This window comes from Oligosphaera ethanolica (assembly GCF_030814695.1).
GTDB classification, from domain to species: Bacteria; Verrucomicrobiota; Lentisphaeria; order Oligosphaerales; family Oligosphaeraceae; genus Oligosphaera; species Oligosphaera ethanolica.
Window position 1 is genome coordinate 3,408,652 of the sequence record NZ_JAUSVL010000001.1, and the last position, 22,321, is coordinate 3,430,972.

Annotated in this window: 17 protein-coding genes and 2 tRNA genes; 11 read left to right on the forward strand and 8 right to left on the reverse strand. The window is 61.8% G+C overall.

All coding sequences use genetic code 11. The features are described from left to right. Nucleotides 1-104 precede the first annotated feature (104 nt). From J3R75_RS11745 to J3R75_RS11755, 3 genes are read left to right on the forward strand one after another with little or no spacing between them, the layout of a single operon-like run. Entirely contained in the window at nt 105-344 is a 240-nt protein-coding gene (locus tag J3R75_RS11745) for a hypothetical protein (protein WP_307261756.1), read from the forward strand. Nucleotides 345-368: 24 nt separating this feature from the next. Next, a complete protein-coding gene (locus J3R75_RS11750) occupies nt 369-722 on the forward strand; it encodes an STAS-like domain-containing protein (protein ID WP_307261758.1) in 354 nt (117 codons plus the stop codon). Further along, nucleotides 719-1,342 carry a PIN domain-containing protein gene (locus J3R75_RS11755; RefSeq protein WP_307261760.1) on the forward strand — a complete coding sequence of 208 codons (624 nt, stop codon included), beginning with the start codon at nt 719-721 and terminating at the stop codon, nt 1,340-1,342. The genes J3R75_RS11750 and J3R75_RS11755 overlap by 4 nt, the downstream gene beginning before the upstream one ends. A gap of 796 nt (nt 1,343-2,138) precedes the next feature. On the opposite strand, the gene J3R75_RS11760 is transcribed toward J3R75_RS11755, so the two are convergent. The 8 genes from J3R75_RS11760 to lgt all read right to left on the reverse strand — a co-directional run bounded on the left by J3R75_RS11760 (nt 2,139) and on the right by lgt (nt 11,990). Continuing rightward, nucleotides 2,139-5,450, reverse strand: coding sequence for a DUF6259 domain-containing protein (locus J3R75_RS11760; protein WP_307261762.1), 3,312 nt, complete (start codon nt 5,448-5,450; stop codon nt 2,139-2,141). Between the two features lie 404 nt (nt 5,451-5,854). After that, nucleotides 5,855-7,165: an FAD-dependent oxidoreductase gene (locus tag J3R75_RS11765; protein ID WP_307261764.1), complete on the reverse strand. Its 1,311-nt coding sequence runs from the start codon at nt 7,163-7,165 to the stop codon at nt 5,855-5,857. Nucleotides 7,166-7,331: 166 nt separating this feature from the next. Then, nucleotides 7,332-7,408: transfer RNA gene (locus tag J3R75_RS11770), tRNA-Asp, on the reverse strand. Nucleotides 7,409-7,444: 36 nt separating this feature from the next. Further along, nucleotides 7,445-7,521 (reverse strand) — tRNA-Asp (locus tag J3R75_RS11775). 161 nt (nt 7,522-7,682) lie between these two features. Further along, nucleotides 7,683-8,372 carry a DUF1559 family PulG-like putative transporter gene (locus J3R75_RS11780; protein ID WP_307261766.1) on the reverse strand — a complete coding sequence of 230 codons (690 nt, stop codon included), beginning with the start codon at nt 8,370-8,372 and terminating at the stop codon, nt 7,683-7,685. A gap of 558 nt (nt 8,373-8,930) precedes the next feature. Continuing rightward, nucleotides 8,931-10,034, reverse strand: a complete 1,104-nt coding sequence (gene ispH / locus J3R75_RS11785; protein WP_307261768.1) for a 4-hydroxy-3-methylbut-2-enyl diphosphate reductase — start codon at nt 10,032-10,034, stop codon at nt 8,931-8,933. Then, nucleotides 10,031-11,161, reverse strand: a complete 1,131-nt coding sequence (locus J3R75_RS11790) for an RluA family pseudouridine synthase (RefSeq protein WP_307261770.1) — start codon at nt 11,159-11,161, stop codon at nt 10,031-10,033. The genes ispH and J3R75_RS11790 overlap by 4 nt, the downstream gene beginning before the upstream one ends. After that, nucleotides 11,148-11,990, reverse strand: coding sequence for a prolipoprotein diacylglyceryl transferase (gene lgt, locus J3R75_RS11795; protein ID WP_307261772.1), 843 nt, complete (start codon nt 11,988-11,990; stop codon nt 11,148-11,150). The genes J3R75_RS11790 and lgt overlap by 14 nt, the downstream gene beginning before the upstream one ends. Before the next feature lie 356 nt (nt 11,991-12,346). On the opposite strand from lgt, the gene J3R75_RS11800 reads away from it, so the two are divergent. From J3R75_RS11800 to J3R75_RS11835, 8 genes are all read left to right on the forward strand, one after another. Further along, entirely contained in the window at nt 12,347-13,339 is a 993-nt protein-coding gene (locus J3R75_RS11800; protein ID WP_307261774.1) for an AAA family ATPase, read from the forward strand. 72 nt (nt 13,340-13,411) lie between these two features. Continuing rightward, a complete protein-coding gene (locus J3R75_RS11805; protein WP_307261776.1) occupies nt 13,412-14,287 on the forward strand; it encodes a DUF58 domain-containing protein in 876 nt (291 codons plus the stop codon). Nucleotides 14,288-14,338: 51 nt separating this feature from the next. Continuing rightward, nucleotides 14,339-15,808 carry a peptidylprolyl isomerase gene (locus J3R75_RS11810; RefSeq protein ID WP_307261778.1) on the forward strand — a complete coding sequence of 490 codons (1,470 nt, stop codon included), beginning with the start codon at nt 14,339-14,341 and terminating at the stop codon, nt 15,806-15,808. 51 nt (nt 15,809-15,859) lie between these two features. Further along, a complete protein-coding gene (locus J3R75_RS11815) occupies nt 15,860-16,951 on the forward strand; it encodes a DUF4381 family protein (protein WP_307261779.1) in 1,092 nt (363 codons plus the stop codon). 30 nt (nt 16,952-16,981) lie between these two features. Beyond that, entirely contained in the window at nt 16,982-18,049 is a 1,068-nt protein-coding gene (locus J3R75_RS11820) for a VWA domain-containing protein (protein ID WP_307261781.1), read from the forward strand. Continuing rightward, on the forward strand, nt 18,046-19,062 hold the full coding sequence (locus J3R75_RS11825; RefSeq protein WP_307261782.1) for a VWA domain-containing protein: 1,017 nt from the start codon (nt 18,046-18,048) through the stop codon (nt 19,060-19,062). Before J3R75_RS11820 ends, J3R75_RS11825 begins: the two co-directional genes overlap by 4 nt. Beyond that, on the forward strand, nt 19,059-20,345 hold the full coding sequence (locus J3R75_RS11830) for a tetratricopeptide repeat protein (RefSeq protein WP_307261784.1): 1,287 nt from the start codon (nt 19,059-19,061) through the stop codon (nt 20,343-20,345). Before J3R75_RS11825 ends, J3R75_RS11830 begins: the two co-directional genes overlap by 4 nt. A 62-nt stretch (nt 20,346-20,407) precedes the next feature. Beyond that, nucleotides 20,408-22,282: a BatD family protein gene (locus tag J3R75_RS11835; RefSeq protein WP_307261786.1), complete on the forward strand. Its 1,875-nt coding sequence runs from the start codon at nt 20,408-20,410 to the stop codon at nt 22,280-22,282. Nucleotides 22,283-22,321: the final 39 nt, after the last annotated feature.

Genomic DNA, 22,321 nt, shown 5'->3' on the forward strand with positions numbered 1-22,321 from the left:
TATTTTGAGGATGTGCGCTTTTATTTTTCCCGCTGCCGGTTTCTCCGGCCCAACGCGGTCGCCTTCCTTAGGCCGGCGACTGTTTGAAATGGGCCTTTCAACAAATGCATACCACCAAGCCCGGCCCGACTGGCCGCGGGTTGGGGTTGGACTTGCTCAAGTCGTTTATTCGGGTTAACAAGGGGGCCATGCAGGTTTTCAGCAACGAAGGTTTTGCCGAGATCACGGCGGACAGCGAAGTATACGATTCGTTTTCCCCGACCTTTGAGGGAACGGTTTTTCATATCAGATTAAGGTGCGACGAAAACTACTACCGCCTGGCCGGTGAGCCTCTCGCGACGTGATGCGGCCAGGGAATGGAGAACACTATGGACATACAGCTCAATAAATTGATCGGCGATCGGTGCATCACTGCTGAACAGGGCCAAAAGCTTTTGGCCGAGATTGAACCCCGCCTTCTGGCCGGGGAGAACGTCACCATTGACCTAACGGGGATTAAGACGCTCTTGTCCCTCTTTCTGAACAATGCGATCGGACCGCTGTTCAAGCATTTCGACCGGGAGCAGTTGGATCGGCTACTTTCCTATGCAAATCCGTCGGATTCACAGCGTCTGACTCTTGATCTGATCCTCAAGAACGCCGAGGCCTACCACCGCAATCCGGCAACCAAGAAGGCTGTTGACGACACGCTGGCCAGGATTCTTGAGGAGATGAACATATGAGTGTTCACTACACGATCCAGGCTGACGTGTTTGATATTGGCCAAGCCAGTCCTCGTGAATCTGATTGTTTCCTGGTGGATTCCAATGTCTTGCTTTGGATGACCTACTCGAAACTCAGAGATGTTGAGGATCCCAAGCGTGTACAAATCATGAACCGCTATGCCGACTTCGTCAATGGCACAGGAACAAGTAATAGCAAGGTCTGCTACTGTGGGTTGTCATTGGCCGAGCTAGCTCACATTATCGAAAAGACCGAGCGTGAAATTTATGTGGCGAGCGCCGGCGCCGTTGGGGCCAAGGAGTATCGTCAAAACTTTGCTGCGGAGAGAGAGCAAGTGATCAGCGAAATTGAGGCGGCGTGGGCGCAGGTGACCAGTTTGGGAGAGTTGCTGCCTGTCACTATTGATTCAGTCACGACTGCCGCCGCTTTGAACCGATTGCAGACCGAAAGGGTCGACGGCTACGACCTGTTTATTCTTGAATCCATGCGCAATCATGGCGTAGTCCAGGTCATTACCGATGATGGCGACTTCGCTACTGTCCCCGGTATTCAGGTTTTCACCGCCAACAACAACGTTATCAAGACCGCTCATGCCCAGGGCAGGTTAATATCCCGGTGATCTTCGCTTCTCATCCCTGACTCACTGGCACAAGTCGTATGCTCCGGGATGCGTGTGCCGCCGATCAATCGGCGCTTGAAGCGCTGTTGAGGAGACAACGAACTCGATGAGCCGGCAGCTATTAAGCAAAACTTAATAGTTCAAACCGGGGACAGCGGGGGCGTTCTGCGTGAAGTTGAACACTACAGCCTGCAGGCAATCATCGCCGGCGAGACGTTTTTTATCCGCAGATGGCGCAGATGAACGCAGATTTCTTTTTTTGGGGGGGGCTGGTCTTGCCGCGGCGCAGCAAGCCGCGCTGCCGTTTTTTTCTTCGCGGACGGATCGGACGGATCAGATCGGACGGATCAGACCGATCGGACCGATCAGGCAGTCGGATCCGTCGGATCGGTCCGATCAGTCCGATCCGTCCGCGACAAGACGAGAAGACGACAAGACGAGAAGACGACAAGACGAGAAGACGACAAGACGAGAAGACGAGAAGACGACAAGACGAGAAGACGACAAGACGAGAAGACGACAAGACGAGAAGACGAGAAGACCAGAAGACGAGAAGACGACAAGACGAGAAGACGACAAGACGAGAAGACGACAAGACGAGAAGACGACAAGACGAGAAGACGGAAATTTTTCACGCGCATGCGCGGATTTGCGGTAGGGGCGGACCGATATGTCCGCCCTTCGTGTTTTGCGCGGGATTTGGGGTAGGGGCGGACCGATATGTCCGCCCTTCGCGTGTTGCGCCGGATTTGTCGGGGGCGGACTGGCGTCCGCCCCCTATGTATCCGCCCCGTCTTCAGTTTTTGGTGGGGGTGATTTCGATGCCCCAGGTTTTGCCGGCGGGGAAGAGCATGGGCTGGTCGAGGAGTGCGGGAGCGAAAGGCGTACGGGTGCCGTCGTGTTCCACGCGTTGGGCCTGTGCTTTGGTGGGGTCGATGCCGAGTTCCTGCCAGTCGATGGTGAGGGCGGTGGTGGCGTCGTCGGTACTGAAGTTGGTGCAGATGAGCAGTGCGGCTTTGACGCGGCCGCTGGCCCAGAGGCGTCGGCCCTGGCTGTCGTAGTCGTAGTCGAGGATGCGGCGGACGGCCGTTTGCACGCAGGGGAGGGTATTGACGCTGTAGCGGCCGAAGAGATTCCAGTTTTCGGCCCAGGTGGGGACGTCATCGCGCAGCAGTGGCGGGCGTGAGAGCTCGCCCTGGTAGAAATAATCGATGGTGTGGTGGCGGAAATGCACCAGTGGCACGAGGTAGTCGCGCATGGCCGGGTCGTCCATAAAGGCCGGTGGGAACCATCCGGGGGTGTTGCCGTTGATGAGGTTGTGGGCCCACTTCATGCGCATGGCCCGGATATTGCCGTCGTAGGCGCTGCCATAGCGGAAGACGACACCGCTGTAGATCATGGAGTATGCCGGGACGGTATTTTCGGCTTCGATATGCCAGCAGATCATGGCGTCGAGCAGATCGACGGCGGTTTCGGAGTTGCATTCGGTGGCCAGGATGCGATCGGCGGGGATGACGGCTCGCACGCCCTGGAGAATGCGTTTGTAGCCGGCGACCCACCAGGCGCCGCCACCGAGGGGGTGGCCGTGGGTCGGGTCTTCGCAGAGCACGGGGGCGCCGGCGCCAATCTGGTCCATGTACACGCCATTGAGGCCGTAATCAACGGCCAGCGTGCGGTCGTTCTCGGTGATTTTGTCTTTCCAGGTTTGCGATCCCGGGCACATGACGGCCAGGACGACTTTTGAGCCGTCGCTTTCGGTGCTGCGGTAAGTCTCGGTGACGACGGCGCCGTCGGCGCGTTTGGTGGCGCCGGCTTTGCCGACGGCGCTGAACTGCCAGTCTTCCATGCCGCGGTCGCGGGTATCCCAGAGCCGGCCGTTCGTGTAGGGCATGGCGTAGCAGCCCATAGCTTGGATGTCCTTGACGCCTTGTGCGAAGCCCTCTTTGGCAGGCAGGTAATGCGGGTAGTCGTTGTCAAAGGGTATTTGGTGCCACTGGTACCAGTGGATGCCGCAGGGCAGGCCCATGGTTTCGCGGAATTTGCGTACTTGCGGTACGATGGTCTTGGCTTCGCCGAAGACTCGAGCCCAGATGCAGAGCTGCTTGAGCCACAGGGGGGTGGTGCGGCGGCCATCGGGGCCCATGGGTGGATACCAGCTGGCGTTTTTGCGGACCCAATCGCGGTAGAGCATGGTCGCGTCGTACCAGTCGCCACGGAAGCTCCGCCAGACCACGGTGCCGGGCGTGCTGATGGTTCGCGCGGGGTCATCCGGCCAAAAAGGCAGGCGGTGATCGTATTCCACGACGAGTTGCGAGCTGCCGCCGGGATTGCGCATACTCATCTGTTTGTTGGCGCCGGTGGGGTCATGGGCGGCGATGTACATGCCGCCGCCGCGGCCGTCGTCCCATACAGCCATGAAGCCCAGTGTCGCCCACAGCGACGGGTAAGTGCGGGCCAAGTTCATCTGTGATGAAAACGGGTCATGGGCGACGGAGCCTTCGGGGCCTGGCGTCAGTGCGTGGCTGCGGGTGCCCAGCGGCTCCAGGCTGAGGACGCCGACGCTGGCGCTCTGTGCCCGCCAGCGGTCGCTGCCGGGGATGAATTCCAGGCGCCAGGAGACGCCGGGTTGATCCGGGGCTGCGGTCAGCAGGACGCGCACTCGCAGGTCCTCGGCGCCGGCGACGCCGATGGGGCCGCGGAAGAGCAGCGCCTCAGGCGTGATACTGATGTTCTGCCAGGGCCTGGTGGAGTCCAGCGTGTGCATGGACCGATCCTGGCAGTTTTGGATGGTCAGGCGGAAGAGGGCTTGGAACTGCTCCATGAGGAGCGCACCGTCGGCTTTGTCCACCAGCGCGTCGATCGCCAGCGACTGTCCGCCATCGTGATCGACGTATCCGAAGACTATGGCGAGGTCGGCGCTTTCGCGCTCGAAGCTGCGGCGACTGACGTCATCGCGGCCGTAGCAGCGGGCGGCATTGGCTACGGACTGCCGCCAGTCTGCGGCGGCGTTTTGCCAGCGGGTGAGCTTGGGCCGCAGGGCCTTCGCCATGCCGTTGATAGCGTCGGGAACCGACTCGGCCGCGGTGCCGATTTGCAGCCAGGCGGCATTGTTGGCCTCGGTCTGATCCCAGGGGCTCCAGCTGAAATGGGTCGCAGCATGCAGGTAGATGCGCTTGCCGGCGTGGTCAACGTAGAGGCGGGTATCGCCATCGTGCACGGCGATGAAGTCCTTTTGGGCGGCCAGGGCCGCCCAGGCGTTGAAAATGGAAATAATCTTTTTGTCGGCAACTTGGCCTGTGCTGACCTTGTCCAGTGCGCCCTGGTTGCCGCCGTACCAGTCGGGTAAGGCGCCGTCATTTACATGCCAGTCGAGGAAATGCAGTTCTTTCCAGGCATGGGGCTGGGGCTGTGCGTAATGTGCTTCCACGAGGATCAGCCCGGCGTCGTTCTTGAAGAAGACCCACTGGTATTGTGCGGACGGCGCATTGGGCGGGCGGGTGCCGTCCTGCCGGCTGAAATGGGCGCGGTGGTTGACGACGGTGCAGATCGGTCCGTCGGCGATGACGGCCAGTGTCGGTGCTGGGTCCCAACTCAGCTGCCAGACGTCGCTGAAGGCTGCGTTGTCGACGCTCTTGTCGTTGTCGAAGACGCGGTCTTCCCAGCTGATGCTGTTGAGCGCGCGGCCGGATGGGAAGACGATCTGCGAGGGGAAGCCGCCCTGGCGGTCGGTGCGCATGGTGAGGGTGTATGCCGGCATGCGCATGACGACTTCGGCCTGTGGCTGGGGCGGGGCCGGTGTGGCGGGGCGGACGACGATGTCCAGCGGCAGTGCCGCGTCCTGGCTGCGCGCTACGAGCGCCGGTGACAGTCGGGCGGCGAACCAGCCGTGGTGATGCGTGCTGGGAATGTACTGGGCGTCAACGCGTTCGCCCTGCACGGAGCATTCGAGTTGCGTGCCTGGGGCGACGGCTCGGGGCGCCAGCTGCCAGACAATGCCGCTTGCGGGCGCTCCAAGAACGGTTAGCGAAAAGGTTTGATCGCCGCTCTGTGCCTGCAGTACGCTGCCGACGACTGCCAGAGCCATGAAGAACACACCATTCGTACGCATTGCGGTTGCCTTTCGTTCGATGAGTGAATTGCACTTGGTCGCCGTCGGGGAGCGGAGTTGTTTGATGAGTCGCTTGTTAATTACGTTTACAGCTATTGCACAGCGCGCTCCAAGCGTGCAGCATAGTACGTAAGAGAAACGAGTTCCATTGCCCTTTCGCCCCCAATCAGCTTCGCCGATTGGGGGCGAAAGGGCCGAGGAACATGGCCATATCGCGCTTTGCACCCAGGGCGGCGCGCGCTTTCAGCGCTGCTTGCCCTGGGCTGGTATGCTTCGCGCTTTCAGCGCTTTTGCCGCTTCGCGGCCAAGGGGATATCTCCTGGCGATATGGTATTGAGTATAAGAGTGTATGTACCGAAAAATGTAAACGTAATTTGTGAGCAGCTCCTAAGGAGTCATTCGGCCTAGTTATGGTCGGGCACGCCTTGGCGCATGAGTTCGCTCTGCACGGCGGTGATGTCCACCTCGCGCAGGACGTTGCCGCTGGCGATGGCGACGGCGGCCGCGGCGCCGGCGCCCTGGCCGATGCCCAGGCAGATGGGCATGGCGCGGAAATTTGAGTGGGCCTTGTGGGTGCCACCGATACAGCGGCCGGCCAGCAGCAGCCCATCAAGCGCCTTGGGCACGCAGCAGCCGTAGGGCACTGAATAGCGGCCTTTGGCCTTGAAATGTTTCTGCGCACCGTGCTTATCCAGACCGGCGCCTTCGATGTTGTGGATATCGAAATTGAAGGCATTGCCCGTCGAGATCCAGTCTGCGAAGAGCCGGCCTTCGACGATGTCGTCTTCATTCAGCGTGTAATTGGTGTGGAAATGCCTGGTTTCGCGGATGCCGACGACTTCGGCCGACGCCACCGGGTAGCAGTTTTCGTAGCCGGGCGCGTAGCGGCGCAGGAAATCGACGATGAGTGGCATCTGTTTGCGGCAGACGGTCTCGGCGCGTGAGAGCGACCGCGCGTCGGTGCCATCAATGCCGGTGACGTTGGTCATATTGACGCAGACCTCGCCGGGTATCCAAGTGCGGTAGAGCAGGGTGTGGCCAGCCGGTGCGGGCAGGGTCTGTCGCGCCAGGGCTTGAATCTCGCCGGCGGGCACCTGCACTTGCGTCTCGAAAGAGCCGGGGAAGATTGCGCGACTGTAGTCGACGCCGCCGACGCGGAACATCAGGGTGGCAGGCTGGCAGGCGTGGTCGCCATCGCGGCCGACGGTGAAGCCGGCGCCGGCGCGGGCGGCGACATCGCCGTCGCCGCTGGCGTCAATGACCGCCTTGGCGAGGATGGCCTCGCGGCCGGATTTGCTTTCGGTGATGACGCCGCGCAGCGCGCCCTGTTCGGCGATGACATCTGAGACTATGGTATGGTACTGGACGGTGACACCGAGTTCTTCCATGTATTCGGCCAGGACGTACTTGAGGACTTCGTGGTGGATGGTGAACAGCCAGCCGCTGCCGGCTTCCTGGGTGTTCAGCAGTTTGCGGCAGCGTTCCTGGATGGCGGCGACTTCCGGCGAGCCGGTAACGCCAACCCAGTGCGACATCATGCCGCTGGTGGCCATGCCGCCCAGCGAATTGCATTTCTCGATGAGCATGACGCGTTTATTGCCGGCTTTTGCCGCGCCAATCGCCGCGCCAATGCCGGCCGGGCCGGCGCCTGCGACCAGAATGTCGACCTCTGCTGCAACCGGTATGTCGCGGGCTTGCTCGTGAATGCTCTTCATCGTTGCTGTTCTCCGTGTACATGAGGGAGGGTGACTTCAGGCAGGTGTTGGGCCTTGTACTATAAGCACTCGCCGGGGGCAGCACAATGCCGACTGACGTGGAACGGGCCGCAAAAGAAAAAGCCCGCCGGCACAATTATGCCAGCGGGCTCGTAATCAACTGAAATGGCGGAGTTGACGGGGCTCGAACCCGCAGCCTTCGCCGTGACAGGGCGATGCTCTAACCAATTGCGCTACAACTCCGTGGGTGATGTCTTTTTGCTTTGTCGGGGTCGGAACTGGCGGAGTTGACGGGGCTCGAACCCGCAACCTTCGCCGTGACAGGGCGATGCTCTAACCAATTGCGCTACAACTCCAGTTCCATCCGTCCAAGCAGTTTTGAACAGTGCTTTAAATTATCGCCCGCATGCCATTTTGCAAGCCCGGAAACGCCGTCGCCAAAGGAAAATTTTCTAGTGGGGGGGGGAAGTGTGATGGCTGCGGTCGCGGGGTGAAACGGCCAAAGGGGGCCGTATGCTCAATCGGGGGCGATGGTGCTGGTGGGGTTGCGGCGGAGTCGGAGGTAGAAGATTTCGCGGTTGTGGGTTTCGACGTGACCGTCTCCGCAGACGGCGTTGACCATGCCGTTGTGGTCCCAGGTCAGTCGGCAGGTAAAGGGGCTTGCTGGCGCGACCTGCAAGGTCTGCCAACTCCAGTTAACGACGACGCGTCCGTCGGCGGCGAATGCGAAAGTCGATGGGGTTTTCGTATCCATCAGGCGGTAGCCACGGTAGGGCATAGTGGTGTCGTAGGCATCGCCGCAGACGGCGCGTTCCGAGAACATGTAGTTGAGGGGATTGGCGACGACTTTCACCGTGTTCTCATCGGTGCCGCTGCGGAAATTCCAGTGATCGTAGGTCGCATTGGCCGACGACGGGCAGCGGTAGCTTTTGACATCGCCGACGTAGGGCAGCATCAGGCCGGCTGGGTGGGCATTGCGCGTGCTGGCAGAGAGCGGGACAATGTAGCCGTGGGGATAATAGTCGTCGTTGTCGCCGGCGTACATGGTCATGGCCAGGCCTACTTGCTTGAGGTTGCTGGCGCAGCTGATGGCGCGGGCTTTCTCGCGGGCCTTTGACAGCGCCGGCAATAGCATGGCGGCTAAAATGGCGATGATCGCAATCACCACCAGGAGCTCAATCAGGGTGAAGTGCAGGAGTCTTTTCATTGCGTTGTTCCTGTGATTGGGGAGGAATGAGGGGAATAATGAGAGATACGGACCGCAAACAAGAGTTAGTCTACACATAAAACGCGCTGAAAACAAGAGCGGAAATGGGAAAAATGGGATCGGCACGCAATCGGTAAGTGTACACCCCGGCGCTTCGCTGGGGCAATTTGCAGGAAACCCAGGGGCAGTCGTCGCCCAGCCATTCGACCTTGATTTCCGCCGATCTTTGCGTCAGCGGAGTCATAGCAGGCCCAGAGTAGCAGCGGCTCGTGCGGCGGGAGAGACGGGTCGGGTACGGTCGGCGTGGATGGCGAGGACGGTTTAATGAGCCGTCTTGTCGGAGTGGGCGAGACGCCCACTCCACGGCCGCGAGACGCAATCGGTAAGTAACCACCCCAGTGGGGAAAACACCGGGGACAATGTGCAGGAAACCCAGGGGCAGTCGCCGCCCAGCCATCCGACCTTCTGTTTTTATCGCGGACGGATCGGACCGATCGGACCGATCGGATTACTGATCAGTCGGATCCGTCGGATCAGCCGGATCAGCCGGATCAGCCTCTAGGCGCAGGCTTGGAGTTTGCGGATGAGGGCGGCGATTTCGGAGTCGGGGCACGATGCGCCGACGAGGATGCCGATGGTGGCGGGAGGTGGTGGCAGCCAGTGGGAGCTATCGCGCCATTGTTGTTCGTTTGGCAGGTAATGGCGAACGGCGTGGCTGTCGAGGTCGTCCGGGGATTGCAGGTAGTAGGTCGTGGTGTGCTTGGCGGCGAGACGGTAGAGCTGGGTGGTATTGCTGCTGTTGATGCCACCGAGGACCAGAATGACTTCGCATGTCTGCGCACAGAGTTTTTCGGCTTCGGCTTGCCTGGCGCGAGTGGCATTGCAGAGCGTGTTGGCCATGGTGAACGCGCCGTGGTGCTTGCTGCCGGCGTTGGCGAGGATGGTGGCGATTTCTTCGGTTTCGCTGCAGAGCATGGTGGTTTGGTTGACCAGCATCCAGTCGCAGTGCGGGAGGCGGTCGGCATTGACCAGCCATGCTGGCGGATAGGCCGCGCCGGGCGTTGTCGGCGGCAGGGCGTCCAGCAGTTGATGGGCGGCGGCGGGCGACGGCACGATGGCGACAGCCGGCGCGACCTTGGCGGCGCGGGTCCAGATGCCGGTGGTTTCCTGGTGGCCGGGTTTGCCGTGAATGACAATGGCGGCGCCGGTGGTGGCGGCCTGTTCCACGGCTTGCCAGACTCGGCGGACGAATGGGCAGGTGCTGTCCACGATCTGGCCAAGGGATTGGGCGAAGGCGCGGAGGCGTTCGTCGAGTTCGCAGTCGAGGCCGAAGGCCGGGATGACGAAGATGTCGGTGGCTTTGGCGCGGGTGAAGACTGTGTCGAGGTCGTGATCGTCGAGCATTTTTACGCCCTGCTTGACGAAATAGTCGTTGACGGCGGGGTTGTGAATCATGGCGCCGAGGAGCCAGATGTCCTGCTGCTGGGCTGCGGCGACGGTATCGGCCAGCAGCTGCACGGCATGGCGCACGCCGTGGCAGAAGCCGACGCTGGCAGGGAGGGCGAGGCGGCGGCCGGAGGTGAGCTCAATGACGTTCTGCCGTTGTGCGCGCAGCTGGTCGATGAAGGGATCGCTGAAGGGATTGGACACGGTCGGGGTCATTCGTTGGCTTCGTCGTCGTTAGCCAGTGGCGGCACTGGTGGGTTGACGGGCTTGGGGCGCATGCCGATGGCGGGCAAGCCGAGGGCGCTGAGGGCTTGCTGGAAATCGTCGGGTAGGGGCGCCATGTATTGGCGCATGACACCGTTGGCGGGGTGCGGGAAAACCAGCTTCCAGGCGTGGAGCATTTGCCGTGGAGCGGGGTAGGGCATGTCTTTCGGGCAACCACCGTAGAGCGCGTCGCCGAGCACCGGGTGTTTGAGATGAGAGAAATGCACGCGGATCTGGTGGGTGCGGCCGGTGAAGATGCGTATTTCCAGCAGCGAGCAGCCGCCGGCGCTGGCCAGCACGCGGTAGCGGGTGATGGCGTGCTTGCCGTGTTCCTCGACCACGGCCATCTTCAGGCGGTGGCCCGGATGACGACCGATGTCGTTCTCAATCAGGCCGATGGGCTCGTCTGGACAGCCGATGACGATGGCTAGGTAGGTCTTCTCAGTGACATGTTCCTTGAAGGCGTCCTTGAGGGATGCTCGCGCCTGGAGATTTTTGGCGACGACAAGGACACCAGAGGTGTCTTTGTCAAGCCGGTGGACGATGCCGGGGCGCTGCGTGTCGTCGCTCATGTCCTCGAAGGCCTCTTCGTCGTGGTGGAGCAGGCCGTGGACGAGGGTGCCGGTGGTATTGCCCTGGGCTGGATGGACGACCAGGCCCGGCGGTTTGTTGAGGACGATGACCTGCTCGTCCTCCATGATAATGTCGAGAGGAATGTCCTCAGCAACGAGCGTTTTATCTTCCTCGGGTGGCCAGAAGATGATGATATGGTCGTCGGGCCAGACTTTGGTGGCGCGGCGGCAGTGTTCGCCATTGGCGAGCACGCGGTGCTCGCTGAGGCATTTTTGGTAGAAAACGCGGGAGTGCTCGGGCCAGGTCTGGGCGAGGAAGAGATCAATGCGAATGCCCTCGCGGTGTTCTTGGCCGACCATGCAGTCGTCTTGGTGAGGGATTGCGTCGCCGTCGAGAATTGTCCCGCCGTCGAGAATTGTCCCGCCGTCGAGAATTGTCCCGCCGTCGAGAATTGTCCCGCCGTCGAGTGTTGGTGTGCTGTTTTGGTCCTGGTCAGGATTTTGCATGGTTTTTGCGGCGTTGCCACCATTGGCTGACGGCGTAGGCGCCTAAGGCCGCGGGCAGCAGCCACAGGCAGGTGATTTGTGACGGCGTTAGGCCAGCGACCCGCGTGATGTAGTCGCCGCGGCCGAATTCGAGGAGGAAGCGCCCGACGCTGTAGATGATCATGTAGGCAATAAAGAGGCGGTTTCGGCAGCGGCCGGTCTTTTCTAGCCAGAGCAGCGCTGCGCAGATGGCCAGATTGCCGATGGTGGCGATGGCCTGGATGGGCAGCACCGGCGCGCAATGGCTGAGTTCGGGCGCCAAGTCCACCACGCCGAGGCGCAGTTGGATGTCCAGTACGGGATTGATGACGCCGGGTTCGACAAAGGCCGGATAATGGACGGCGCAACAGCCGTCGTAGGGCATCCCGAAACAACAGCCGTTGAGCAGGCAACCCACGCGGCCGAAGGCGTGACCCAGCGGCAGCGCCGGTGCCATTAGATCGGCGACACGGCCCAGCGGCCAGTGCCGGCGTCGCGCCAAAATGACGATGGCGATGACGGCGCCGATGAAGCCGCCGTAAAAGACCAGACCGCCTTGGTATACTTTGAACATATCCAGAGCATGGCCGGAGAACTCATGCCAGTAGCGGATGACGTAGAGCACGCGGGCGCCGATGATGCCGGCGAGCATGGCCATGAACGTGAGGTCTGCCACGTCGTCCGGCTTGAAGTCGTAACGGCGGGCACGGCGGTTCATCAGCCAGTAAGCGGCAAGAAAACCGCTGGCGACCATGATGCCGTACCAGCGTATGCTGAGAGGACCGAGGGTGAAGGCGACGGGATTGACCATAGGATGTTTTCAGAGATGACGATGTGAAGGACCTTACGTGTCTTGACAGAACGTGACAATGTAAGCCGGCGCGCCCAAAAAACCAGCGGGGGGGACATAGTGGACATAGTGGACATAGTGGACATACATACGCCTACTCCACAGTCGGGAAACGGGGTGGGCTGGGTGGACGCGGTGGCAACGTATCGCCGCAAAACTCTATGCGGCGATGGAACTGTCGGGGATTTTTTTTGTCTTTTTGGTGCGTAGATCGTGCTGGTGATTGCGTCGAGGTGCTCTTGCCAGTACATTCTGAGTTTACCTTTGCGGGTTATGTCCGGCAGATTTGGTTTTGTGATACTATTGAGGAGTTAGCCATGAGTGTTGACGTCAAGCAGATTGGCGAGCGGGTCGCCAAGGAGAGTGCGTTGTTGGCCCGGGTGCGGGCGGAGATAGGCCGGGTGATTGTGGGTCAGGAAGCTCTGGTGGACCGCTTGTTGCTGGCGCTGCTGTGCAACAACCACGTGTTGATTGAGGGCGTGCCGGGTTTGGCCAAGACCCTCACGGTGACGACATTGGCGAAATGCCTGCAGGCGACTTTCCACCGCATTCAGTTCACGCCGGATCTTCTGCCGGCGGACGTGGTTGGCACCATGATTTACAATCCCAAGACGGGCGATTTCAGCACCAAGCGCGGACCGATTTTCGCCAATGTGATTTTGGCGGACGAGATCAACCGCGCGCCGGCGAAAGTGCAGAGCGCGCTGTTGGAGGCGATGCAGGAGCGGCAGGTGACGGTAGGCGACAGCACTTTCAAGCTGGAAGATCCCTTTCTGGTGCTGGCGACCCAGAATCCGGTGGAGCAGGAAGGCACCTATCCCCTGCCGGAAGCGCAGGTTGACCGCTTTATGTTCAAGCTGAAGGTGGTTTATCCTCAGAAACAGGACGAACTCAAGATATTGCGGCGCATGGCGTCCACCGCGCCGAAGCTCAATGTTGAGAACGTGCTCAATCCGGCGGATGTGAAACGGCTACGGACCCTGGCGGACGACATCTTCATGGACGAGAAGATTGAAGAGTACATCGTGAATCTGGTGGATGCCACGCGCAACCCGGGCGATTACGGCTTGCCGGCCTTGGCCGAGCTGATCCGCTATGGCGGTTCGCCGCGGGCGACGATCTTCCTGGCGATGGCCGCGCGCGGCCAAGCGCTGCTGGAAGGGCGCGGTTACGTCACGCCGCAGGACGTGAAGTCGGTGGCCATGGATGTGCTGCGGCATCGCGTCATTATCACCTACGAAGCTGAGGCTGAAGAGAAGAGCTCGGAGGACGTGGTGCAGGAGATTCTCAACACGGTGAAAGTGCCCTGAGAGAAGCCTTGGCGCGATCGCGCCAGGTGCCCGCCGTAGTCGCCGTGTCAGAAGTCAGTGAGCAGAGCCGCCATGTTACCGAAAGAGCTAGCTAAAAAAATTCGATATATTCAGATATACACCAGCAAGACGGTGAATGACGTCCTTGCCGGTGAATATCAGAGTGCCTTCAAGGGCGCGGGCATGGAGTTTGACGAAGTGCGCGAGTACCAGCCCGGCGACGAAGTGCGCTCGATCGACTGGAATGTGACCGCGCGGCAGGGCCATCCCTACGTGAAGCGCTTTCATGAAGAGCGCGAGCTGACGGTGATGTTCGTGGTGGACTTGTCGGCATCGGGCCAGTTCGGCACCACTGGTCAGCTCAAGAACGAATTGGCTGCGGAGCTTTGTGCGCTGCTGTCCTTTTCGGCGGTGAAAAGCAACGATAAGGTCGGGATGATTCTCTTTACCGACCGCATTGAGCAGTTTATCCCGCCAGCGAAAGGCGTGTCGCATGCCCTGCGCATCATTCGCGACGTGTTGGGCTTCAAGGCTACTGGCGCGCAGACGAATATCCCCGCCGCGTTGGACTACCTCGGACGGGTCATCCGCAAACGCTGCGTGGTCTTTTTGGTGTCGGATTTCCTTGGCGATGGCTACGAGCGCTCCATGCGCGTGCTGAGCCGCCGCCACGACCTGATCGCGGTTACCGTGAGCGACCCGCGCGAACTCGCGCTGCCCGACTTGGGGTTGATCGAACTCGAGGACGCCGAAACCGGCGAGCTGGTGTTGCTTGACAGCGGCAGCCGGCGCGTGCGCGACTGCTATGCCGATCTGGGGCAGCTGCGCATGCAGAAGCTGCGGACGGGCTTCCGTTCCATGGACGTCGATCAAATCGATCTGCTCACCGGCGAGGACTATGCCAAAAAACTGGTGGGATTTTTTCGCCGGCGGGAAAAAATGCACTGAGGCGCTCGTTAGCGTGGCGTGGCCTAACAGGATATTCAGGAGGACGAAGCTATGGCTGATTTTGATTTTTCGTTACCGCCGGCCGCGCCGGTGCCGGAGCGGGGCCCATCGCGCGGGTGGCGGTTGTTGTTGCTTGTGCAGGGCGTGTGCGTGGTATTTTTGGCCTGCTGGCTGCCGTGGCGCCTGTCGCGCGGCGCGGGCGCGGCTGGTAGTGGCGCGGTGGCTGGTGGCGGTGTGGCGCTAGGTCATGACGAGCAGTCGGCGCTGGCGCAGCGCTTGGAGCGGCAGGGCCTCGCCGAGCAGGCGGCGCGTGCCTGGGAGCAGTATTTGGCGCAGACGCCGATGGACGCCGAGAAGGCCGCGAAGCTCTGGTATCGCGTCGGCACCATCCAGCAGGATGCCCGCCGCTATGACGAGGCATTGGCGAGCTACTACCGGTCTGAAAGTCTGGCGAAAGTGCCGGTATTGGAAACGGAAATCACCCGCCGCAGCCAGGAATGCCTGGAGGCGCTTGGTAACTACAGCGGCTTGCGCCGTAATCTGGAAGAACGCACCAGCGTGGATGCTGCGGCTGACCAGCCGGGCGACGAGGTGCTGGTGGAGATCGGTACGTGGCGTCTAACTCGGGCTGAAGTCGACCGTCGCCTGGAACAGATGCTTGACCAGCAGCTGGCCGGTGCCGGCGCGCAGTGGTCCGCCGAGCAACGCCGCGAGCAGAAACAGGCGGCGCTGAAGCGCATGCTGACGCCGTCCGGGCGGCAGCAGTTTCTGCAGCAATTTGTTGCCGAAGAACTGCTGTATCGCGAGGCGCGCGCGCAAGAGTTGACCGCAGATGCGGCGCTGCGCGAGGAATTACGGCAGGCCGAGCGGTCGATCATGGCCAATGCGTTGCTACGCCAGCGCCTGGCCGGCCTGAGCGTTAGCGACGCCGACGCCCGCGATTACTACGAGGCCCACCAGGCCGAGGAATTCACCACGCCGGCTGGGTTGCGCCTGGCCCATATTCAGCTGCCTGACGCCGAACGCGCGGAGGCCGCGCTGAACAGTCTCAAGGGCGGCATGGACTTCGCGAAGTTGGCCGAGGAGCTCTCCGAGGACGAGACGACGGCCGCAAAGGGCGGCGAGCTGCCTGGCTGGCTGAGTGCGGAAGGCGTTGCGCCCTGGCAGCAGCCGTTGCTGGCGGCGGCAATGGCCGCCGGTGAAAAGCAGGACGTCCTGCCGACGGCGGTGAAAAGTGATCGCGGCTGGCATGTCGTGCGCGTGCTGGAACGCCGGGCGGCCGCCGTCAGGCCCTACGACGAAGCGACTGCGCGGGAAGCACAGCAACGCGTGTTGAGCCGTCGCCGCAACGACCTGCAGAACGAGCTCTTCAAGGAGTTGGCCGAGCGCTATCGCGTGACCTGGCACCAGGGCGAACAAGCTGCGGCCGGCGGCGTTGCGCCACCCGCTAACTCGCAAACTGCGCCGGCAGCTCCCGCGCCTGTGCCTGCATCTGCGCCGGCGCCGACGAAGCAGGACTGACGCCGACGCAGCGTGGTGCATGGAAGATGATAGACTGTGAATGAAAGTGCTATGACGACAGAACGATACAGACAAGTATGGACAGCGCGAGCCCGGCGTTTTTTGCTGGGCGGGCTGCTGCTGCCCGGCCTGCTGTTGCTGGGCGCCTGCCGGAAGGCGGCGGATGCAGCCGACAACGCTGGAGCCAGCACGGCGCCGGCTGATGCGGGCATCGACCTGTTGGTTGATCGCGGCCCTTTGCGTTTCCGGGTGCATGCGGACAAGAAAGCCGTGGATTTGATTGAGACGCTGACATTGCGGGTGGAAGCCGTGGCGCCGGAGGACGTCGCCGTCGAGCTGCCCAAGCTCGGTGCGGAGTTCGGGGCCTTCATGGTGGCGGATTATCGCACGGAAACGCCGCGGCTGCAGGACGACGGCAGCATGGTCTATGCGCGGACTTACGTGTTGGACCCGCTGGTGGCTGATGTGTACGAACTGCCGCCGCTGACCGCCCGTTTCACCATGCCGGCCGAGGCCGACGGCAAGGCCGGTGCTGAGCACGAGTTGACGACCGACCCGACGAAGATCGAAGTGCGCATGCCATCGGCGGAATTTTGGCAGCAGCTGGACATTGACGACACCGCTGAGCTGTCGCCGGTGGCGCAACTGCAGCCAGCGCGGCCGTGGTGGCAATGGGCGGTGGCCTCAGTTGCGGGGCTGTTGTTGCTGGTGGTTTTGTTGGTCGTGCTGTGGCGCCGGCGTCGTCGCCGGCAGGTGGTGGTGGCGCGAGTGCCGCCGCATGTGAAAGCATTGGCGGCGTTGCAGGCGCTGGTCGCCGAGGATCTCGTCGCCAAAGGGGACATCGAGCAGTTCTACCACCGCATATCGGGGATTTTGCGCGAATACATCGAGGACCGCTTCGGGTTGCGCGCGCCCGAGCAGACCACAGAGGAATTTATGGCGGCGCTACGCATGGACGACGTAGCCTTCAGTAAGCAGCAGCGCGCGTTGCTGGAGGATTTTTTGCGGCATTGCGACATGGTCAAATTTGCCCGGCACCAGCCGGCGGCCAAGGAAATCCAGTCAACCTTCGATGCCTGCAAGCATTTCATAGTCGAGACCACGCCGGCCACGCCGGCGGCGCCGGCGGCGCGTGTCGGGTGAGCATTTAGCCGAGAGGACCTGTAGGAACTGATGATACGTTTTGAGACACCGTGGGCCTTACTGGCCCTGTTTGTGCCCCTGCTGCTGTGGCTGTGGCGGCATCGCGGCCATTGGCGGCGCGCGGCGCTGGCGTTTTCGAGCACGACGCATGCGCGGCAGGCCGCCGCGCAGTCGTGGCGTGCGCGCATCCTCTGGCTACCCGGCGCGCTGCGCACGCTTGCGTTACTGCTTTTGGCGCTGGCTTTGGCGCGGCCGCAGGCCGGTCGCGAGCAGATTCGCGATGTTAGCCAGGGCATAGCCATCACCATGGTGCTGGACCGCTCGGGCTCCATGCGGCAGGAAATGGACTTTGAAGGGCAGCTGGTCAACCGCCTGGATGTCGCCAAGGAGGTTTTTTCCCGCTTTGTCTTTGGTGACGGCAAAAAATTGCGTGGGCGCCCCTCGGATCTGATTGGCATGGTTGCTTTTGCGCGTTATGCGGACACCGTGTGTCCGCTGACGCTCACGCACAGTACGCTCCGGCCATTTCTGGACACCATTCAGCTGGTGACCACGCGCAGTGAGGACGGCACGGCCATCGGCGATGCCCTTGCCCTGGCTGCCGCGCGCCTGCAAACGGCGGAGGAGACCCTGAAGCGCCAGCTCGGCAAGGACAAGGACGTCTACAAGATCAAAAGCAAGGTGATCATTTTGCTGACGGACGGCGAGAACAATGTCGGCCGGCAGGTTGAGGAAGGGGCGGCCTTGGCCGCCAAGTGGGGCATCAAGGTGTATGCCATTGGTATCGGCGGCGGCGAGGGTTACCAGGTCGTGCAGACGCCCCTGGGGCGCTACAAAATGCCGCTGGCTGCGGCCGGCATGGACACGCGGCCCTTGGAGGCGGCCGCCGCGAAGACCGGCGGGCTCTTCCGCATGGCGAATGACGCCGAGAGCCTCCTGGCCGTCTATCGCGAGATCGACGAATTGGAACGCAGTGATGTGGAGTCCATTCGTTTTGTGGACTATCGGGAGCTGTTCACGCCGCTGGTCCTTGGCGCGTTGCTATTGCTGGCGCTGGAGTTGTTGTTGAATTGCACTTGGCTGAGGAGGATACCATGACCGTAGTCTGGCAGTCATTGGCGATGCTGCACTACTTATGGCTGCTGCCGGCCGTGCTGCTGCTGTTGCTGTACGCAGGGTATAGACGCCGGCAGGCCCTGCTGCGTTTTGCTGAATACGGCATGCTCGAACGCCTGACGGCGCAACTGAGCCTGGCGCGGCGCCGTTGGAAATACGCGTTGCTGCTGCTGGCGCTGGCCTTGCTGGTGATCGCCTTGGCGCGGCCGTCCTGGAATCCCGTGCCGCGGGACATTCGGCGTGAGGGCCGCGATGTGGTCTTTGTGCTTGATGTGTCCAAAAGCATGCTTGCCGACGACCTCAAGCCGAATCGCCTGGAGCGGGCGAAGTTGGCGATCAACGACTGCCTGGACGTCCTGGAGGGCGACCGCATTGGCCTGCTGGTTTTCGCCGGTACGGCGGTTGTGCGCTGCCCACTGACTCTCGATTACGGCTTTTTCCGCATGATGCTTAGCGACGTGGATACGGACAGCGTTTCCCGCGGCGGCACGATGATCGGGGACGCCATGCGCAAAGCCATGCGTGATATTTTCGACAATCAGGAGCGGCAGTACAAGGACTTGGTGTTGATCACCGACGGCGAAGACCAGGGCAGCTTTCCCGTCGAGGCCGCCAAGCAGCTCGGCGACATGGGCGTGCGCATACTTGCCATTGGTTTGGGCGACGAGGGCGATGGCACGCCGTTGCTGATCACCGACGAACAGGGCCGCCGCAGCTTTCTCAAGCACGACGGGCAGGTCGTGCACAGTCGTCTTGATGCCGATACTCTGCGCGAAATGGTCGCTGCGACGCCGGGTGGGCGCTATCTACCCGTCGGCACCGGCAATGTCGATCTCGGCGCCGTGTACCGGAACCTCATCGCCAACGCCGAAAAACGCGAGCTGGAATCACAGACCATCGAACGTTACGAAGAAAAATTTCAGATATTTTTAGGCGCGGCGTTGTTTTTGCTGGCCTTTGAGGGCGTGTTGAGTGAGCGGAGAAAGCGGTTATGACGCGCAGTTGGGTATATCTGAGCGTGGGGTATTTGGCGGTGCTGCTGGCGAATGTCCCGGTGGTGGTGGCCAAAGACGCCGCCGCGTGGTTGCAGGAGGGCAATGTCGCCCTGCGCTCTGGGAAGATTGACGACGCCTTGAGCGCTTACGACCAGGTCGCGATGACCGAGCCGGAGTCCCCCTATTTGCAGTTCAATCAGGCGTTGGCCCACTATGCGCAGGGCGACTACGAAAAGGCCGTGGCGCTTTTCGATAAGGCCTGGCTCAATGCCCGGCAGCTGCCGCGGCCGGACATTGCTCTCGAAGCGCGCAGTCAACTCGGCATCGGCAACTGCCACTTCCGCGACTGCCAGCGGCAGGCCGATGCGGACCTCAAGCAGGCCATGGAGGCCTGCACCAAGAGCATTCAGGCATACGATCAGGCGCTCGTGCATGAGCCGGAGCTCGCCGCTGCGGAAAACAACCGGCGGGTCGCGCGCTATGTCTTCAAACGGCTCCTGAATGAAGCCGCACAACGGGCCAAACAGGCCGCCGAACAGCAGAAACAACAGCAGGAACTCGCTAAAGAATTGTCCGAATTGGCCGACAAGCAGCAGCAGACCGCGCAACAGAGCGACGCTGCGGCCAAGCAGCCGCCGCCGCAGCGCCAGCAACAGCGCGATGACATCGCTCAACAACAAGAGCAGATCAGCAGTGACACCGACCAGCTCGCCGAAAAAATGCAGCAGGTCCGTGGTCAGAACCAGCCTAATCAAGACGCCCCGGCGCCGAAAGACCCCGTGCAGGACAGCATTGACCAGGCGCGGCAAAAACAGGCCGATGCCGAAAAGAAACTCGACCGCCAGGATCTCGCCGGCGCCGCCAAGGACCAGCAAGACGCCGCGGAAAAACTCCGCGAGGCGCAGGAGAAGCTCCGCGAAGAGCAGGAGAAGCAGGCACAGGATGGCGAAAAACAGGCCGGCGAAAAGGGCGAAAAGGGCGATGAACAGGCTGGCGCTGAGGGCGAAAAAGGCCAGGAAGGCGATGAAGGCGACGACAAGCAGGCTGGCGCTGAGGGCGAAGAAGGCCAGCAAGGTCAGGATAAGCAGCAGGGCGAGCAGCAGCAGAATGCCCAGGAGCAGGGCGGCGATGGCCAGGACCAGCAGGACGGCAAAGACGGCGAGCAGGCGGTGCGTCTGAGTGAAGATGCGCGGGACATTATTGACAACGAGCGCCGCCAGCGCCAGCAGCGCGACAGTGCCCGACAGGGCGACGCAGTCCGGCCGGTTGCTCGCGACTGGTGACGAAGGCGCAGCTGGTGACTGTTCACAATACGTGATAGCATGACTTGAATGATGGCGATACTATGAAAAATCAGAGAATCAGACGATATATGGCACTTATGCTGTTCTTGCTGACAGCGTGCGTGGTGTGTGCGCAGCAGGAGCCGGTGATTGACGTCGCTGTCGAATCCACGCTGGTCTATCGCGGCGAGCCCTTTTTGCTGCAGGTGAAAGTTTCCTCTGAGAAGGAGCCGGAGCAGCCGGTTTTCCCGCCGAGCCAGGATTTTCGGGTGGAGGTCATGGCGCCGTCGCGGAATCAAAGCACGTCGGTGCAGATCATCAATGGTCGGATGATCCGCGAGGAACGCAATGAGGTGCAGTTCAATTTCAGCTTGATACCTTTGCGGATTGGCGATCTGCGCATACCGTCTATTCCCGTGCGCATTGACGGCAAGGTCTATGCGACGCGGCCGTCGCAAATCCGCTGCCAGGAGCCGGACAAGATTGACGACATCGGCTTGGACATGCTGGTGTCAGCGACGGAATGCTACGTCGGCGAGCCCCTGATGCTCACCTGGAACTGGTATATCGGCCGCCGCGTGGGCGATTTCCGCTTCATCCTGCCCGTGCTGGAGATGGATGCATTTTGGTTTCCGGAATACAGCCCGGAAATAGACCAGCAGCGCATCCAGGAATACTTGCGCATTGACATCGGGCAGAACAAGACCCTCATCGGTCGCCAGGGTCCCGCACGCTGGCAGAACCGCCAGCTGACCCAAGTGACCTTCAGCCAGCCCATGATCCCCAAGCAGGCCGGCAGCTACACCCTGCCAGCGTCCTCCGTGGTCTTTGCCATCGAGGACGCGCGCGGCAGTAGGCAACGACGCAGTCCCATGGACGACTTTTTCGGCAGTGCGCGCATGCGCCGGGTGAGCGTGGTGTCCACCTCGCCGCGGCTCGTCGTCCGGGACTTGCCGGCGACGGGGCGGCCGGCGAATTTCAGCGGTATTGTCGGCAGCTGTTCGGCGCAGGCCAGTGCCGAGCCACGGGAGGTCAGCGTGGGCGATCCGATTATTGTCACCATGCGCCTGCGCGGCCCGGCTTACCTAGATGGCGTGCGGCTGCCGGAGCTTAGCGCGCAAGAGTCGCTCAACCGCGATTTCAAGATTTCCGATGTGAGCCCCGGCACAATAGAGAATAGCGAGAAGGTCTTTCAGTTCACGCTGCGTGCCCGCCATGCCGACGTGCGGGCTATTCCTGCGCTTGAGGTACCGTACTTTGATTCTAAGACCGGGCAGTACGCGACGGCGGCGACGCAGCCCATACCGCTGACGGTGAAAGCCGTCAGCACGGTGACGGCCATGGATGTCGAGGGCCGCGCCGCGTCGGTCATGGCCCCCGGCGGCGCGGAGTTGCGTGCGTGGAGCCAGGGCATTGCCGCCAACGTGGCGGGCCTCGACGTCCTCAAGAACCACCGCGTGGGCTATCGGCAGTGGCGGCGTTCGCCGTGGTGGCTGGTGCTCTGCGTGGTCATGCCGCTGCTTTATGGCACGCTGTCGCTGTCGCTGCAGCTCTGGCGACGGCGACATGCCGATCCGGCCTTGCTGGCCGCTAGGCAGGCCACCGGCCGCTGCCGGCGGGCGTTGAAACGCGTCGTGCTGACGGATGACGGCGCTGGCGACGCCATTCTCGCGGCTTGGCGGGACTTCTTCGGCGCCAAGTTGCGCCTGCCTGCCGATGCGTTGGTTTTTGCGGACATTCGGCCCGCGCTGCAGGCCGCCGGTCTCGATGGCGACGAGCTCGCTGGCGTTGAGCGGATTTTCACTGCTTGCGAGGCCGGCCGTTATGCCGGCCGCAGTATGGAGCCGCCTGCTGAACTGCTGGCATTAGCGTTGCGGCTGTTGCCGACGCTGGACAAGAAGCTCAACGGCCGCCGCACGGGCCGCAAGCCGGCGTGATGAAACGCGGCGCCGGCATTCCTGCCGGCGCGAATGACG

Excerpts from the sequence above, each read along its gene's own strand:
- J3R75_RS11820 (WP_307261781.1), top strand. The coding sequence starts at position 16,982 with ATGATACGTTTTGAGACACCGTGGGCCTTACTGGCCCTGTTTGTGCCC.
- J3R75_RS11810 (WP_307261778.1), top strand. The coding sequence starts at position 14,339 with ATGGCTGATTTTGATTTTTCGTTACCGCCGGCCGCGCCGGTGCCGGAG.
- J3R75_RS11745 (WP_307261756.1), top strand. The coding sequence starts at position 105 with ATGCATACCACCAAGCCCGGCCCGACTGGCCGCGGGTTGGGGTTGGAC.
- J3R75_RS11830 (WP_307261784.1), top strand. The coding sequence starts at position 19,059 with ATGACGCGCAGTTGGGTATATCTGAGCGTGGGGTATTTGGCGGTGCTG.
- J3R75_RS11780 (WP_307261766.1), bottom strand. The coding sequence starts at position 8,372 with ATGAAAAGACTCCTGCACTTCACCCTGATTGAGCTCCTGGTGGTGATT.
- J3R75_RS11800 (WP_307261774.1), top strand. The coding sequence starts at position 12,347 with ATGAGTGTTGACGTCAAGCAGATTGGCGAGCGGGTCGCCAAGGAGAGT.
- J3R75_RS11815 (WP_307261779.1), top strand. The coding sequence starts at position 15,860 with ATGACGACAGAACGATACAGACAAGTATGGACAGCGCGAGCCCGGCGT.
- lgt (WP_307261772.1), bottom strand. The coding sequence starts at position 11,990 with ATGGTCAATCCCGTCGCCTTCACCCTCGGTCCTCTCAGCATACGCTGG.
- J3R75_RS11765 (WP_307261764.1), bottom strand. The coding sequence starts at position 7,165 with ATGAAGAGCATTCACGAGCAAGCCCGCGACATACCGGTTGCAGCAGAG.
- ispH (WP_307261768.1), bottom strand. The coding sequence starts at position 10,034 with ATGACCCCGACCGTGTCCAATCCCTTCAGCGATCCCTTCATCGACCAG.
- J3R75_RS11750 (WP_307261758.1), top strand. The coding sequence starts at position 369 with ATGGACATACAGCTCAATAAATTGATCGGCGATCGGTGCATCACTGCT.
- J3R75_RS11835 (WP_307261786.1), top strand. The coding sequence starts at position 20,408 with ATGAAAAATCAGAGAATCAGACGATATATGGCACTTATGCTGTTCTTG.
- J3R75_RS11790 (WP_307261770.1), bottom strand. The coding sequence starts at position 11,161 with ATGCAAAATCCTGACCAGGACCAAAACAGCACACCAACACTCGACGGC.
- J3R75_RS11755 (WP_307261760.1), top strand. The coding sequence starts at position 719 with ATGAGTGTTCACTACACGATCCAGGCTGACGTGTTTGATATTGGCCAA.
- J3R75_RS11805 (WP_307261776.1), top strand. The coding sequence starts at position 13,412 with ATGTTACCGAAAGAGCTAGCTAAAAAAATTCGATATATTCAGATATAC.
- J3R75_RS11760 (WP_307261762.1), bottom strand. The coding sequence starts at position 5,450 with ATGCGTACGAATGGTGTGTTCTTCATGGCTCTGGCAGTCGTCGGCAGC.
- J3R75_RS11825 (WP_307261782.1), top strand. The coding sequence starts at position 18,046 with ATGACCGTAGTCTGGCAGTCATTGGCGATGCTGCACTACTTATGGCTG.